Source organism: Paenibacillus sp. J31R122 (assembly GCF_056269185.1).
Genome location: NZ_JBWDNM010000013.1, coordinates 161995 through 177514 on the forward strand (window position 1 = coordinate 161995; position 15520 = coordinate 177514).

At 43.3% G+C, this 15520-nt stretch carries 14 protein-coding genes; 11 read left to right on the forward strand and 3 right to left on the reverse strand.

The features are described from left to right. The first annotated feature begins 34 nt into the window (after positions 1-34). Positions 35-493: a MarR family winged helix-turn-helix transcriptional regulator gene (locus tag AC0YN7_RS21070; RefSeq protein ID WP_475812000.1), complete on the forward strand. Its 459-nt coding sequence runs from the start codon at positions 35-37 to the stop codon at positions 491-493. A 95-nt stretch (positions 494-588) separates the two neighbouring features. On the opposite strand, the gene AC0YN7_RS21075 is transcribed toward AC0YN7_RS21070, so the two are convergent. Both AC0YN7_RS21075 and AC0YN7_RS21080 read right to left on the reverse strand, forming a co-directional pair. Beyond that, the gene (locus AC0YN7_RS21075) at positions 589-2430 is read right to left on the reverse strand and encodes a polysaccharide deacetylase family protein (protein WP_475812001.1); all 1842 of its coding nucleotides are present in this window, start codon (positions 2428-2430) and stop codon (positions 589-591) included. A 9-nt stretch (positions 2431-2439) separates the two neighbouring features. Continuing rightward, positions 2440-3663, reverse strand: a complete 1224-nt coding sequence (locus AC0YN7_RS21080; protein ID WP_475812002.1) for an MBOAT family O-acyltransferase — start codon at positions 3661-3663, stop codon at positions 2440-2442. A 487-nt stretch (positions 3664-4150) separates the two neighbouring features. On the opposite strand from AC0YN7_RS21080, the gene AC0YN7_RS21085 reads away from it, so the two are divergent. The 6 genes from AC0YN7_RS21085 (at position 4151) to AC0YN7_RS21110 (ending at position 10424) form a co-directional block, all read left to right on the forward strand. Further along, a complete protein-coding gene (locus AC0YN7_RS21085) occupies positions 4151-5185 on the forward strand; it encodes a BMP family lipoprotein (protein ID WP_475812003.1) in 1035 nt (344 codons plus the stop codon). Between the two features lie 239 nt (positions 5186-5424). Beyond that, on the forward strand, positions 5425-6924 hold the full coding sequence (locus tag AC0YN7_RS21090; protein WP_475812004.1) for an ABC transporter ATP-binding protein: 1500 nt from the start codon (positions 5425-5427) through the stop codon (positions 6922-6924). After that, the gene (locus AC0YN7_RS21095) at positions 6917-7984 is read left to right on the forward strand and encodes an ABC transporter permease (protein WP_475812005.1); all 1068 of its coding nucleotides are present in this window, start codon (positions 6917-6919) and stop codon (positions 7982-7984) included. The genes AC0YN7_RS21090 and AC0YN7_RS21095 overlap by 8 nt, the downstream gene beginning before the upstream one ends. Continuing rightward, entirely contained in the window at positions 7968-8891 is a 924-nt protein-coding gene (locus AC0YN7_RS21100) for an ABC transporter permease (RefSeq protein ID WP_475812006.1), read from the forward strand. The genes AC0YN7_RS21095 and AC0YN7_RS21100 overlap by 17 nt, the downstream gene beginning before the upstream one ends. 131 nt (positions 8892-9022) lie before the next feature. Further along, positions 9023-9697, forward strand: a complete 675-nt coding sequence (locus AC0YN7_RS21105) for a sulfite oxidase-like oxidoreductase (protein ID WP_475812007.1) — start codon at positions 9023-9025, stop codon at positions 9695-9697. A gap of 4 nt (positions 9698-9701) precedes the next feature. Further along, positions 9702-10424 (forward strand): nucleoside phosphorylase, encoded by a 723-nt coding sequence (locus AC0YN7_RS21110; protein WP_475812008.1) that lies wholly within the window; start codon positions 9702-9704, stop codon positions 10422-10424. Between the two features lie 51 nt (positions 10425-10475). On the opposite strand, the gene AC0YN7_RS21115 is transcribed toward AC0YN7_RS21110, so the two are convergent. Further along, complete coding sequence (locus AC0YN7_RS21115; protein WP_475812009.1) at positions 10476-11090, reverse strand: 3'-5' exonuclease; 615 nt, start codon at positions 11088-11090, stop codon at positions 10476-10478. 566 nt (positions 11091-11656) lie between these two features. On the opposite strand from AC0YN7_RS21115, the gene AC0YN7_RS21120 reads away from it, so the two are divergent. The 4 genes from AC0YN7_RS21120 to AC0YN7_RS21135 all read left to right on the forward strand — a co-directional run bounded on the left by AC0YN7_RS21120 (position 11657) and on the right by AC0YN7_RS21135 (position 15454). Beyond that, the gene (locus tag AC0YN7_RS21120) at positions 11657-12910 is read left to right on the forward strand and encodes an MFS transporter (protein ID WP_475812010.1); all 1254 of its coding nucleotides are present in this window, start codon (positions 11657-11659) and stop codon (positions 12908-12910) included. Positions 12911-13066: 156 nt separating this feature from the next. After that, positions 13067-13417 carry a hypothetical protein gene (locus AC0YN7_RS21125; protein ID WP_475812011.1) on the forward strand — a complete coding sequence of 117 codons (351 nt, stop codon included), beginning with the start codon at positions 13067-13069 and terminating at the stop codon, positions 13415-13417. A gap of 132 nt (positions 13418-13549) precedes the next feature. Further along, complete coding sequence (locus AC0YN7_RS21130) at positions 13550-14113, forward strand: manganese efflux pump MntP (protein WP_475812012.1); 564 nt, start codon at positions 13550-13552, stop codon at positions 14111-14113. Positions 14114-14257: 144 nt separating this feature from the next. Then, positions 14258-15454, forward strand: a complete 1197-nt coding sequence (locus AC0YN7_RS21135) for an oxalate decarboxylase family bicupin (RefSeq protein WP_475812013.1) — start codon at positions 14258-14260, stop codon at positions 15452-15454. Positions 15455-15520 lie beyond the last annotated feature (66 nt).

The window sequence follows — 15520 nt, forward strand, 5'->3', positions numbered from 1 at the left end:
CTGTTAAGCCGGAATGTAAAGGCGGTGTTAGAAGTTGGAGGAAATAGAAGTAGACAAGCTGATGCTAATGAGGCAACTAGATGAATCATTTCGTCAAGTACGTAGATTATTACTGGCTGAGTGGAACAAATATAATGTACATGGATTAGGTATCACCCATGGCAAGATGCTCACTATATTATCGCAAATCGGCCCTCAAAAGGCGTCGGTTCTGGCGGAGCGGCTAATGATTACAAGCGGCGGCGCAACGGGTATTGCTGATCGGCTGATTGATCTTGGCTATATTAAGCGAGAGCGTAGCGAGCAGGATCGACGGATCGTCATGCTGGACATAACGGAAGAAGGTAAGAAGGCTGTAATTCTTATCGATACCGTACGCAATAAGCTTATGCTTAAGCTGTTTAATGGTATGTCAGAGGCTAATATGGTGCAAGGTATTCGTTTGTTTGAGCAAATGATAGACAACATGGCTGCTTCTGAATCTGAAGAGTAGCGCATGCTGGTTGACGCTATACGCGCTCAAAAAAAGGGCCATTCCTGAAAAGCAGTATGCTGCTTTTTAGAAATGACCCTTTTTGAATAGATGAATTATTTGCCAGATAATTTATTGACTAACACATCGCTTGGAACCTTAGGACCGCCGTTTATTCTCTTCAAGCCGAATAGAGTTCGGGGGTCTCCTTGTACAAGCTCATTAATACCAGAAGTGGTCGTAAGCGTTACATCATACCCCATATCCTTCAGCAATTGCTCAGAGAGATGCGAGTAATAACCGAATGGATAGGTGAAAACTTTGACATCATTGCCAATGAGCTTCTCGATTTTCTCTTCCATCCCGCCAATATCCTGCATGAAAGCTCTGCTATATTCTCCGTTCGTCTCATTTTCCATTTGCAAAATGCCGGATCGGGTCGAAGCTGGTGAATCCTCAGTTACAGTTTCATGCATATCTATTGTATGATTTTCAATTTCGATCAAGCCAGAATCATACATTTCCTTTGCTTGCTCCCAAGTAAAATGCGGATAAAAGTTTTTGCCTGGTATTCGATGCTCATTCAATCCGACAGACCAGCCTATTATAGAGATTGTCGCCTTCATATCTAATTCTTTTAAAATGGGATATGCGTATTCATAGTTGCTTAAGTAACCATCATCCAATGTGATAGCTACCGGATTGTCTGGGAGCTCTTTTTTGCCATTGACGAAATCAGTTATATCGTTCATAGAAACCGTATTATAGCCTGCCTGCTTAACGGCAAGCATATCGCTCTTAAACTTTGCTACAGGAGTGATAAGGTCATTCGGCTCTAACGGATTGTCATCAATATGATGATAAACGAGGATGGGAAGCTTTATCTTCGTCTTGGCTGGTGTAGCTGGAGGTGTGAAAATTTTCTCCGCATACTCCGCAGCGTTCTCGCTGGTTGTGAGATGTCCAAAGTTCTCTGGCACATACACGTCCGGATCTTTGAAGATGTAACCAAGCATCATTTCACCAACTGTATTCCTGTAATGCATCGTATCATAAAAATATCTAGGATCGCCGCTAATGTTTGTGTAGCCTGAGAAGTCCCAAAAATCAGTTACCTCTGCAAGCTTAGTCCAATATTGCTTAAGAGCCGACATATCGTAGCTTTGCAGCTCTTGTTCAGAAGTGGCTCCAGTAATTAAGCGGAAGGATACACCGTGTTCTTCCGTATATGCTTTCATTCGCTCTAAAGACGCTACATTTTTGTCCAGTGCGGTAGCCTCTAGCTTACCAAAAGGAGCAAAGGCTTCTTTATTTGCGTTCATGTACTGCTCCAAATTGTCAACTTGCTCGGCGTCACGTTTTACTTTATTGTAGACGCCTGTTTCAGGTATGAACTGCGAGTATTCGAACGGATCGATTGCTCGCTTCGCAAATCCTTCCAGCTTCGTATAACCGTAGGAAGGATTAAGCTTCAAATAGTCCAAGTAGAAGGAAAAGCGTGATTCACCAGACACCTTAGCATGAAGGGATTGCTTGAAATCAGTAGCCGATTCATTATAATGGCTAATCTCCTGTAGGCTCATGTGAACGACGATGTTTTTGGGCTTGTACTGATCAACGATATAATAGAGTGTTTTCTCATAATCATGGAAATCTCCGCCATACATAAGCATGCTGTAAAATTTGGCGTCATCGCCGTAATATTTATTTAGTAGGGCGGGAGAAATCGAGCTCGATTTAGAGCCGCCGATAATATAAGAATTATATTGTTCATGGTTCTGGTCGAGGTAGCCGATCTTAGCTACCCTAGGATTGTTTACCATATTGTAAGAGTGCCATTTCAGCAGCTTGTCTCCGAACACGCCAAACGGATCAACTGCCATGTTGAAGCCGCCAAGAAGGAGTGCCGATAAGGCAAGAGAAGCTATAAATGCTAGGATCCATTTGTAAAATTTCATATAATCACCTCAAAACTGGAAGTATAGAAAATTAGACACTGAAGTCATTTGTGCTAAGGATATGCCAAGCAACAGCGCTGCGGCTATCGCATGACGATAGCGTGGAACAAAGTCTTTCGTTATTTCACCGGTGTTTGGAGCAAAGAAAGAAATTAGCATCGCAATAATAAGCAGTAGAATTGTATAGAGATGATAAGCACCGAACGTTAGCAAATGTGTAACGAATGCATGTATATCCATACCCTTAAAGTCTTGAAGACTGACCATCTTGCGCATGACATCTACTGCTTGCGAAGTATCCTTTGCTACAAATAGAATTCGAGTTGCTACAACGCCTATGAAAGTAATTACCCAAGCAATTATGAAAGGCATCTGCCACTTGCGTCTGTACATCACGTGGGAGGCGCATACGAATACGCCATTTATGACACCCCAAAGGACAAACTTCCAACCCGCGCCATGCCAAAATCCGGAAACGAAGAAAGTAACCATTACCGCTAGATAAAAGTTGAAGCTGCCTTTGCCTTTCCGGTATACGCTCCGGAAGACGTAGTCGGACAAAAATCTAGATAATGTCATATGCCATCTATTCCAATACTCTCGGAAGTTCCTTGCTTTATATGGCGAATTAAAGTTTTGCGGCAGCCTAATATTAAAGAAGAGCGCAAGCCCAATCGCCATATCGGCATAACCGGATAAATCGAAATAATAGGACAAGGTGTAGCCAAATGATGCAAGCCAAGCTGATAATGTGTCGCCAGCTCCTATATTAGAAAAAAAGCTTGCCGCATAGCCAGTCAATGGGTCAGCGAGCATGATCTTTTTGGCACAGCCGATCGAGAAGAGAAAAATACCGAGCATCATATTCGCTTTATTAAATAGAGGCCTAGTCTTATCTTGAATCTGCGGGATAATATCCGCGTTATGAACAATTGGGCCTACAATAAGCTGAGGGAAGAACGTAACAAACACAAGAAAATCTAAAACAGACGATTTTACAACTTTGTCTCTGTAGCAATCAACCAAGTAGGCGATAAGCTGGAATGTATAAAACGATATACCGAGCGGGAGAATGATATGGACGAGAGAGTAAGCTTGTCCGGTAACGAGATTAAAATTTTCGATTGCAAAGTTAGCATATTTATAATAGCCAAGAAACAAAATGTTTTGCGTTAGACCAATGATTAGAAGCAATCGCTTCATACCATTCGAACCGGATTTTCCAGCCCTCAAGATTTGTCTTCCTATTAAGAGATTGAAGAATATGTCGGCTATAAATATGAACACAAACGATCCGCTGCCCTGCGAATAAAAATATAACGAAGCTAGGACGAGCCATATTTTAGCTAGGTCATTGAGCTTGAACACATTCAGGAGTCGGTATCCTAAAAATGTGATCGGAAGAAACATAAAAATAAACGCGTAAGTCGAAAAAATCACATTAAAACCTTCTTTCATCCTAGTAGCTTAAAGATACCGAAACTGCTGTCGTCAATTTATAATTGTAACACCAAGTCGAAAAAAATGAAATCTTGACCCTTCTAGATCATGTAAACGTGAAGCATGTTACAAATTTGTGACTATAGTAACTTTATTTAGTAAGTCGACTTGTTTTGTTGTAAAATAAACAAGAAATTTGTCGATTATTAGAATTGACAAATTCCGATAAATCCAATAGGATTTAAATGAATAATACAATCATAGACTAGGGGAGATTCATTTGAAAAAATCAGTTGCTTTAGTATTATCGTTGTTCCTAATGGTAGCAATGCTCGCTGCTTGTGGAGCAAATAAGAACGAAGCTGGCAATACAAATAATACAGCTGGCGGTGCAAAAAAGAAAAAAATAGCACTCGTGCTTCCTGAAAAAATCGGCGTGAATAAGTTTTTCGTATTGATGGATGAAGGCTTCCGGAAAGCGGGCACAGAGTTCGGAGCTGACGTTAAAGTAATCGAATCGACTGATCCTGCTGGCTTTGAACAAAACCTTCGCGCAGCAGTAAGCGAAAACTATGACTTGATTATTACTGCTACATTCCAAGCAGAAGACGCTTTGAACAAAGTAGCTGTTGAAAATCCGGACAAGGCATTCGCGGTAATCGATACTACTGTTGATCAGCCTAACGTACGCAGCGTAATGTTCCGTGAGCATGAAGCAGCTTACCTGATGGGCGCTTTAGCTGGCTTGTCGACAAAAACGAACACAGTTGGAGCAGTAGTAGCAATGGATTCTCAACTTCTTAAAAAATATACTTCAGGCTTTGAACAAGGCTTGAAAAGTACAAATCCAGAAGCAAAATTTCTAGTAAACTACGTTGGCGGCTTCGCAGATCCTGTTAAAGGTAAAGAGCTTGCATTGCTTCAGCATTCAAAAGGAGCTGACTTTATCGCGGGTATGGCAGCCGTTGGAGATAACGGTGTTTTCGATGCTGCTAAGGAAAAAGGCTTCTACACATCCGGCCAAGATACGGACCGTACAGAAGAGGATCCAGAGCATATCGTTCTTTCGCAATTGAAAGGTACGGATGCTGTTGCATATGAAACGGTTAAAACATTCGTAGAAGGAACTTTTGAATACGGAGTAGCGGATTATGGTTTAAAGGAAAATGGCGTAGGCCTCACTTTCGTAACGAGTGATAGTAAATCACCACTTAGCGATTTTATTGGTCAAGAAAATGTTGATAAAGTAAAAGCTATCGCTGATGACATTAAATCTGGTAAAATCGTTGTAGTAAATCCTTTAGAGCAAAAATAAGCAAAGATTGTTGTTATAGTAAGAGATGCCGGCTGCTACTCTGCAGCCGGCTTGCTCTTTGAGTGGACACTTCCTTCGGATATTCAGGAAGGGATTTCATCGCGAAACGAGCTTATGCCGCCAGAGGACGGCGACAGCCGTTTACGCTTGGCGAAACGAGCTTGCGCCGTCAAGGCAGGCGACAGTCGTTTTCGTGTGTTTGCGATTGTAATCGGGAGTGAAAGGAGCTGAACGCCATTATGCTGTTGCAAATGGAGAGTATTACGAAAGCATATGGAAATGTAATCGCCAATAACGGCGTTGATTTCACATTGCGCAAAGGAGAAATACATGCGCTCGTTGGCGAGAATGGGGCCGGTAAAACAACGCTTATGCGCATTTTGTATGGGATGGAAAGCCCAACAAGCGGCGAGATTAAGCTAAATGGCAAGTCGGTGTCCTTCACCAATCCTACTGATGCGATTCAGCATAAAATCGGTATGGTTCATCAGCACTTTATGCTGTTCACTTCCTTTACGATTGCTGAAAACATTGTGATTGGCCGTGAGCCTTCCAAGGGGATTGGTTTTGATCGCAAAGCAGCGGCAGCGGAGACTGTGCAGCTAGGCAAGAAATATGGAATGCCGGTAGATCCGTGGAAAAAGGTTGGGGAATGCTCGCTGGGTGTTCAGCAGCGTGTAGAAATATTGAAAGTGCTCCATCAAGGAGCGGAAATTATTATATTGGACGAGCCGACAGGCGTATTGACTCCGCTAGAAGTGAAAGAACTTTTGGCAGCGATTAAGGAACTGGCACGTCAAGGGAAAAGCTTTATATTGATCAGTCATAAGCTGCAAGAAATTATGGAGGTCGCTGACCGTATTACGGTTCTGCGGGATGGTAAGGTTACAGGCACAGTTAATGCTGCCGATACGAATGAGGAACAGTTATCGCAACTTATGGTAGGTCGTGAATTAGTAAATATATCTCGTAACAAAGCTTTACCCGGCAAGCCGGTTCTGGAGGTTTCAAACATCTCCATTCATGGAACGAAAGTGAAGCCCTTGCTCGATCAAGTAAGCTTGCGCGTAAACGAGGGTGAGATTGTAGGTATTGCAGGTATTTCCGGCAACGGTCAGTCGGAGCTGCTGCAAGCGATTTCTGGCCTGATAAAAACGGATGACGGAGCAATAAAGCTGCTTGGCAGCGATATGACAGGTGCGTCCGTGAGTAAGATTCGTGAAGGTGGCTTAGCCCACATACCGGAGGATCGCTATCAGTGGGGTGTTGCTAAGGATGCGACAGTTACAGAGAATGGTTTGATGGGACATACTGGAAAACATCAGAAGTATGGTATTTTGCGCGGTTCGAGTATTCGCGGCATGGTAGCAGAATGGGTGCAGCGGTTTGGGATAAAAACAGGCTCATTGTCAACAAAAGCACAATTTTTATCTGGAGGAAATTTGCAAAAGCTAATCGTTGCCAGGGAGCTTGCGCAGAAGACTCCATTTCTTATAGCAGCGGAACCGACTCGCGGGGTTGACGTTGGAGCGATGGAAATTATACATGGCGAGCTTCTCAAGAAACGTGATGAACGCGGTGCCATTTTGCTTGTTTCATCGGAATTGACAGAGATTTTAAAGCTTTCTGATCGTATATTAGTTATGTTCGAAGGAAGGATTGTCGGCGAGCTAACTGCGGATTCGGCAACGGAGGACCAGATCAGTTTGATGATGGCGGGAGGAAAAGCGGTTGGATAAGCTGATACAATTTGGACGTTCGTTGCTGCAGCCTCTTCTGGCCATTGTGGTAGGGCTAGCAGCCGGGGCTATTGCGATTGCAGTCGTCGGCGGATCCATTACAGAAACATATGCGGAAATGTGGAAGGGCGCATTCGGCAACTTTTATTTCTTTACGAACACATTAAGCAGAGCGACGCCTATTATTCTAATCGGTCTTGGCGTGGCGATAGCCTTTCGCGCCGGATTTTTCAATATGGGGTCAGAGGGCCAGATGGTGCTTGGCGCATTAAGTGCTGCACTAACGGCTATTTACTTGCCGGGACCAGGTTGGTTTAAACTCACAGCAGCTATTATTGCCGGAATTATTTCCGGGGGAATATGGTCGGCATTTGCCGGCTGGCTCGATGCTAGATTTCGGATGAACCTATTAATTACAACATTACTTCTCAATTATATAGCAACCTTATTCGCGGGATACATCGTCTCTTACCCTTTGATGGATCGAAGTGGATCTGCAGCTATGGCTCAAACCGTAATGATAGATAAGGCGGCTTGGCTGCCAAAGCTATTTGATGGAATGAGTGTACATGTCGGATTTATTTTTGCAGTAGTAGGAGCTGTTTTAACCTTTTTGTTTATGAAATATACCGTAAAAGGCTATGAAATAAGAATGCTAGGCGGAAATCCGATGTTCGCGAGCTATGGCGGCGTAAAGCGCGGTAAGCTAATGCTTTTTAGTATGTTCGTCAGCGGAGGATTCGCAGGACTAGCGGGCTCAGTGGAAGTGTTAGGCACACAATATCGATATTTGGATGGCGCTTTAACTAGTCCGGGTTACGCATGGTCGGGTATTATGGCCACTCTGCTTGCAGGATCTCACCCACTTGGAACAGCGGTAGCGGCTATATTGCTCGCTGCCCTGCAAACAGGTGGAATGGGGATGGAGCGCAACACGGATGTACCGCTTGAGGTATCCAGCATTATTCAAGCGGTGCTTATCTTGTTCGTATCCGCTAAGCTGACGTATTCGTTTATTAAACGCAAGAAAGCGAGGGCTTCCGATGGACCAGCTGTTTGATGTGTCGCTATTTGCTTCGACACTGCGTTTGGTTGCTCCTATTTTGCTGGCAGCGCTTGGCGGTGCCATATGCGCCCGTGTCGGATTGTTTAATGTAGGCTTAGAAGGTTTCATGTTAATGGGAGCTTTCTTCGCAATCGTAGGTAATCACTTTACGGGCAACCTAGTTGCAGCAGTTCTGATTGCGGTTCTGAGTACGATGGCTTTTTCGATGATCTTCGCCTATATGAGTATTAACTTGAAGGCAAATGTCATCGTTGTCGGTATTTCGCTTAACTTTCTCGCACTCGGCTTGACTACCTTTTTGCTGCGAGCAATATTCGATGTGAAAGGTGCTTATTACAACAAAGATATGTTGGGCTTGCCGAAGTGGGAAATCCCATTGATCAAAGATATTCCTTGGCTAGGTGATGTAATATCCGGTCATTCTCCACTTGTCTATTTAGCGTTTATAATCGTAATTGGGCTGCATCTGTTCTTATTTAAAACAGTTACAGGCTTTCGTTTACTCGCGGCAGGGGAAAATCCAAGCGCAGCGAAAAGCCTTGGTATCAAAGTATCCCGGATACAATACGGCGCTGTCTTATTGTGCGGTGTGTTATGCGGCTTGGCTGGAGCGCAGCTTTCCCTTGGCAATGTAACGATGTTTACTGAGGGAATGACGTCAGGCAGAGGCTTTATTGCTCTGGTTGCAACGATGCTTGGTCAGTCTAGTCCAATCGGTGTCGCGGGCTCCAGCCTGTTGTTTGGACTAATGGACGCGCTTAGCATTAGGCTTCAAGGCTTTGCAATTCCGACACATTTCACTATGATGCTGCCGTATGTAGTTACGATAGCGGCCATGCTTGTCTTCAGAGACAAAAGCTATATGCTGGAAGCTCGTAAAGCAAACGAAAGCTCACGATAAGCAAAACGGTTTTTAAAAATTATAAGGATTTATAAGTTTCACATTTATAATAGGCACATAATTCACTGCGAAACGTTAGCTTTGCCGAAAAAGATGGCGACAACCGTTTACGCTTGGAGGAGGCATACATCATGCATAACAAAGCAGAGCGTCTCAAGAAGATTAAGACAATTAAGCAAGCTGTGGTTGCGCCAGAGGTCGCGCATCGCGTTCCGCCAGGTCAGACGGTGACGGATCGATTTCCTATTTTACATGAAGGGGAAGTCCCTCGCTACGATTTGAATAATTGGTCATTGCGTATATTCGGAGAAGTCGAGCAAGAGCGTACTTTCAGCTTTGATGACCTGCTGGCGTTGCCGCAGTCGAAGACGGAATGTGATATACATTGTGTAACACGTTGGTCGAAGCTGGATACAGAATGGGAAGGCGTTAAGTTTTCAGACTTTCTATCCTTGCTTGGGGTGAAGCCGGATGCCCGTTATGTGATGATTCATGCGGATGAGGATTATGATACGAATTTGCCGCTTGAGGATTTGCTGCATGATAATGTACTGCTTGCTCATCGCTTTGACGGTGAACCTTTAACGGACAAGCATGGCTGGCCCCTTCGCTTGCTTGTACCACATTTGTATTTTTGGAAGAGTGCGAAATGGGTAACAGGTATTGAATTTATGAAAGAGGACCGTCCTGGCTTTTGGGAGCGAAATGGTTTCCACAATTATGCGGACCCTTTCAAAGAACAACGGTTCACAAGTGATGAGAATTCAATGCCCGAGGATGAATGGATGACGAAGGAGTTTGATTAGAAAAATGCTGCCAATTTTACAGGTTAATCCAGAAGATTTGCCGTCTCGCGCGATTGTTTGTGGTGATCCGCGCCGAGCAGAAGCTATTTCTCGAAAGCTGACGAATGTGAAGGAGCTTGCTTTTGCCCGTGAATATCGGACGTTTGTAGGTGAGTATGAAGGCGTTCAGCTAGCTGTCGTCAGTCATGGAGTAGGTTCGCCGGGAGCGGCAGTTTGCTTTGAGGAACTAATTCGTGGTGGAGTCGATACATTAATTAGAGTTGGAACTGCAGGTTCTTATTCGAAGGATCACCCTGCCGGAAGTCTTGTCGTTAGTACGGCAGCTGTTCGTGCAGAGGGTCTTACGCATCAATTGGTACCGGCTGGATTTCCAGCAGTAGCAGATAGCGTTGTAACGGAGGCGCTTTATGAGTCAGCGCTTGAGAGTGAAGGCATTGTCAAAAAGGGGATTACAGTAACGCTTGATGTGTTTTTCTCTGGTGTTGTTGAAATTCCTCATAAGCAGTATAAGCAAGCAGGTGCGATTGCTGTCGAGATGGAGATAGCGGCTCTGTACATCATTTCCTCGCTGCGCGGCGCTCGGGCCGGGGCAATCCTTGCACTAGACGGTTATGCCGATGCTGATCTAGCGGGTGAGTATGATCCGCATACGGATATCGTTGCCAATGCTATTGAGCGAGAGATCGATACGGCATTACGTGCAATGGTCAAGCTTGCTTCAGCTTAAATAGTAGTGTTGAAAGAAGGGAGCGTCTTAGGGCGTTCCCTTCTTTTGCGTTTAACGAGGTGCATACTTGAGCTCCATGGGCTCAAGCTTAGCATGAGGCGGGCTCCAAGCAGGGGGGCCGTATTTTTTGATGTAGCCAAGTTTATTTATTGCATCGTGAGTTGGCTGCTCGGCATCCATTTTGAGGAATAGCTCCCAGCATGCGATAACATCGTTAAGCGCTCGATGTCCGCCAATTAGCGGAATATTATATCGATCGGACATATCCTTCAGCGTATGCGGATAAATATGTCGTTCACGGCTCAGTGTTAATGTATCAATAAATTCGTTCTGAAATGATCTTCCGGCAATTCTAAGTAAAGAATGATGCAGGAAGCTCAGATCAAAGGCTGCATTATGTGCAATTAAAATATTATCGCCTAGCATGCGATTCAGAATACGAAACGCGGTATCCTCATCCATGCCGTAGGCGGTCATCTCATCCGTTATCCCGGTGAGCTCCGTTATTTTGGCTGATAGCTTGCCGTCGAAGCGCACTAGCGTGCTAAATTCACTTGCCACTTCACCATTCACACAGCGAATGGCCGCCATTTCGATGACACGGTCTTTTTTTGGATCAAGACCGCTGGTTTCAAAATCAATGATTGTATAAGAAGGATTATGCATGCGAATTCACCACTTTTTCTAGTATAAAGTTTAAGTTGTCTACATTTATTATTCTATGGAAAATAAGAAAAGCCTGCTTTTAAGCATAAAAACGCCCCATTACCGCTCAAGGAGAGCAGGTAAATAGGGCGTTTACTTACGTTTAGGTATTTTAGTTATGTTGATTCGAAATGAGGTTAATGGTTGTTGCCGGATCCATTACTTTTTTTGTCTGATGTTTTCGATTGTGTGTTCTTTCTTGCGTGACCCTGCTGTTTTGCCATTATTGTTGCCTCCTTTCGTTTTGTTGCTTTTAGTTTGTCATAGGCAGTGAGATCTCATTCGATCATTTTTATAAGGTTAGACGAGTGTAATCGACTATTCCTGTTTTTCAAGTTCAGGTTGTACATCTAAAAGTGCGTATTGGCAATAAAAACAAGGGATAGGCAATCGATATGGTTCCATATGCAAGGAGAGAGGCAATTTTGACAGAGGAAGCGATTTCCATTGCTCAGGACGTCTCATTTGGATGTGTTAGAATGAAACCAAAGACAACTAAATGATATTCAGTAATGGGGGAAGCAGCATTGGGAACTGGCTTGTGGACTAAAACGAGATGGAACAGGTTTAAAATTGCGCCGCTGCCCCCTGATCAAAGGTTGGGCAAAGACGCAATTACTGCATTAATCATTCATAGTTGCTTTCAGTTCGGTGCATCAATGTCAGGTTTATTTCTCAATCTATACTTATGGCGTCTGACAGAGGACTTAGCTGTTAACGGAGTTTACAACATTGTCGTCTTCATCATTACTCCGTTTGCTTTCGCTTTAGGAGGCTGGATTTCCAAGCAGAAGGACAGAATGGTCACCTATCGGCTTGGCATTGTGATGATCGCTATTTTTTATCTGTTTGTTATTATCGCTCAGGAACAAGTTGCGCAATATTACCTACTATTTGCTGTGTTTAATGGAATAGCTGCTGGACTATACTGGACGGGTTACATAGTGATCCAATATGATGTATCAACGGAAGCGAATAGGATTCGTTTTTTGGCTGTAAATATGATCGTATTTAGTACGGCGGGCTTAGCAGGCCCGGCACTTGCAGGCTTTATCATACAGCACAATGAAGGGCTTCAAGGCTATATTTTTATATTCACGCTTGCGTTTGTTATGTTCCTTCTTGCAGCACTTGGCAGCTTTCGAATTCCAATGATTAAATCCCATCATAAAGCCTATTATTTAAAATTTATGGGGCTTGTTATGAGTAAGAATCGGCGCTGGGTCAAAGCGCTGTACAGTTTTTTCGTGCTAGGATTGTTTCAGGGCATTATGCTGTTCCTTCCTAATATATTGCTTTTTCAGTCGGTCGGACGTGAGGACTGGGTTGGTTATTTTGGTATGTTTTTCTCATCACTTACTGTAATGACTGGCTACGTTATTTCTCGGAAAGCACAGCAGGAGCATGTGCGTAAATATGTGTTTTATTCGACAACGGGTGTAGCGATTGGAGCTGTGCTGCTGCTTATTCAAGTACAGTTATGGTCGGTTGCGATGTTTATGATCGTATTCTCGATTTGTAATCCACTGGCGGTAAATACACTTACTTCTTATTATTATCGCATAATTGGCACACTGCCTCTCAAGGGTCAATTGCGGGTGGAATCGGTTGTTATGAGAGAGCTGTTCCTTAACGCGGGTCGAGTTATATCGATTGTGGTGTTGATTTTGCTGGCTAAAGATCTACAATCCGCATGGTTGCCAGTGGTATTGTTCGCGATGGCTGTTTTGCAGTATTTATTAGTTCTACTTATTAAGGAAGAGCAGACTGTCGAACATTAAGTGAGATAAGGTTAGAGAATGAATAGTTGCATAAATAGATTAGATTGAGTTGCACAAGTGGTTAGACCCCTGAATTCAGCGGCTGAACCGAAAATGTTATCAGGTTTATAATTCCATTTATGGGGATAATAACCTAAAAACGGTAAGGGTGATCATGTGATCAGCAAATATGTTATTAGCTTTTTGGTCTTTTGTTTTCTTATATTAGGTACAACTAATGACACTGACATTATAGTATTTTCAGCACCAAGAGAAGATTTAATTGAAGGGGCACTATTACAACAATTACATCCCGTTATCGTGTCTTCCCTCAGAGAAATTTATCAAGAAGAGTATTCCCAATTTATAGATGAACGGATTATCTCAATTAATGAGCGAGTAACAGTAAAGAATAATGATAATAAAGCAAGGTCTGTCGATGCTTTACATGGTGCAAAATATTTTGTCATTACAATTATGTTAACTAGACCAAATTCTGAAATGGTGGAGCTCATTCTATCGAACTAAAAAGCACCAGCTCATTACTATCTTGTTAGTTACAAAATAGTAAGTGGTGCGAGATAGTAAACAAACAACACAATCTATAAAACCTCCTCTAGCATACTCTACATAATAGAAGAGTTGGAGGGGGGAATAGATATGCACTGGATTTCGATCATATTAATTGGTTTCGTATCTAATATTGATAATATAGGGATTGGTGTATCTTTCGGAACACGATCAACAAGAATCCCAATCTTATCAAACCTATTAATTGCTATTTTTGGAATGACCGCAGCCTATTTATCGATTACACTAGGTCAATTCTCATCTGGATATATGAGTCAACAGAACACCGATTTAATTGGTGGCATTGTCCTTATGTTGCTCGGGATATGGAGTATGAAACCTAAAGGTGCGACTACTGATGTATCAAGGCCGTTACCTGCTATGAGTGATATTAGCAAAACTATCTCATGGAAAGAATCTATCTCGTTAGGCTTTGCACTTTCAATGAATTGTATCGCTATGGGCTTTGGAGCGGGGGTTAGCGGTGCCTCGCCTATTCTGACTGCAATCTCAGTTGGTGTGTTTTCGTTAATAACTGTAGCTATCGGCGAGCGTATTGGGCATCGCATTGCGATGACCTGGTTGGGAAAATATTCTAAATCTATTGGAGGATTAATATTAATTGCAATTGGGCTTTATGAAGTTTTTGTTTGATAGTGGTTGAATTGAAAATTGAGTAATCGGCAAGTTTGAGTTTCAACGTATTATTGTCCTACGAATGGAACCTATGGCATAAATTATTTGAATGAAGGTTACAGAATGCTGTATGTGCCCGTTCAAATGAGAGGAGTATGTCATATGGAAAACCGACATGGAACTCATGCTGCTAACCAAAATGTTCCGCAGCCCATAAGGAATGATGGCGCTGGAGCGACAGATTTCGGACCACGGGACATCATGCGGGATTTGGAGAACCCCAACATGTTAGTACCACCGATTACTGATGCTGGTTTGATTCCTAACTTGAAATTTTCATTTTCAGATACTCATATGCAATTAAACCACGGTGGATGGTCGCGGGAGATCACTGTAAGAGAGCTGCCGATAGCGACAACACTTGCAGGCGTTAATATGCGCTTAACGCCGGGTGGCGTGCGCGAACTTCACTGGCATCAGCAAGCAGAATGGGCTTTTATGCTGCTAGGCGGGGCGCGGATTACTTCGGTAGATCAGGAAGGGAGAAATTTCATCGCTGATATCGGGCCAGGTGATCTTTGGTACTTTCCCGCAGGTATACCACATTCGATTCAGGGGCTTGAAGATGGATGTGAATTTCTTCTCGTTTTTGATAACGGAAGTTTTTCTGACCTTAACACATTATCTATCTCTGATTGGTTTGCACATACACCAAAAGATGTACTGGCAGCCAATTTCGGTGTTCCAGAAAGTGCCTTTGATCATATTCCGTCAGAACAGGTTTATATTTTTCAAGATGAAGTTCCAGGATCGCTGGAAAGTCAGAAGGTCCAGTCCCCTTTTGGTACAATCCCGCAAAGCTTCAAGTATCAGCTGCTGGCACAAGCACCGCTTAAAACGCCCGGCGGAAGTGTAAGAATTGTGGATTCCTCCAACTTTCCTATCGCGAAAACGATCGCTGCTGCGCTAGTTGAGATCGAGCCCGGTGCTATGAGAGAGCTTCATTGGCATCCTAATAATGATGAGTGGCAATATTACCTTACTGGACAAGGAAGAATGACGGTATTTGCTGGTAATGGAGCAGCTCGCACTTTTGATTATAGGGCTGGTGATGTTGGCTATGTCCCATTTGCTTATGGGCATTACATTCAGAATACGGGCAACCAAACATTGTGGTTTTTAGAAATGTTTAAGAGTGACCGATTTGTCGATGTATCGTTGAACCAATGGATGGCACTTACCCCTCGCGATCTGGTTCGAGACAATTTGCATGTTTACACGGAATCGCTGGATGCATTGCGCAAGGAAAAATGGCCTGTCGTTAAATACACAAATGACTCAAAACTTAACAAGGAATGATCCAATCAAGTTTATGTTTAAAAGTTAATGCAGAAAGCCGATGAAACCTTTACGAAGGATTCGTTC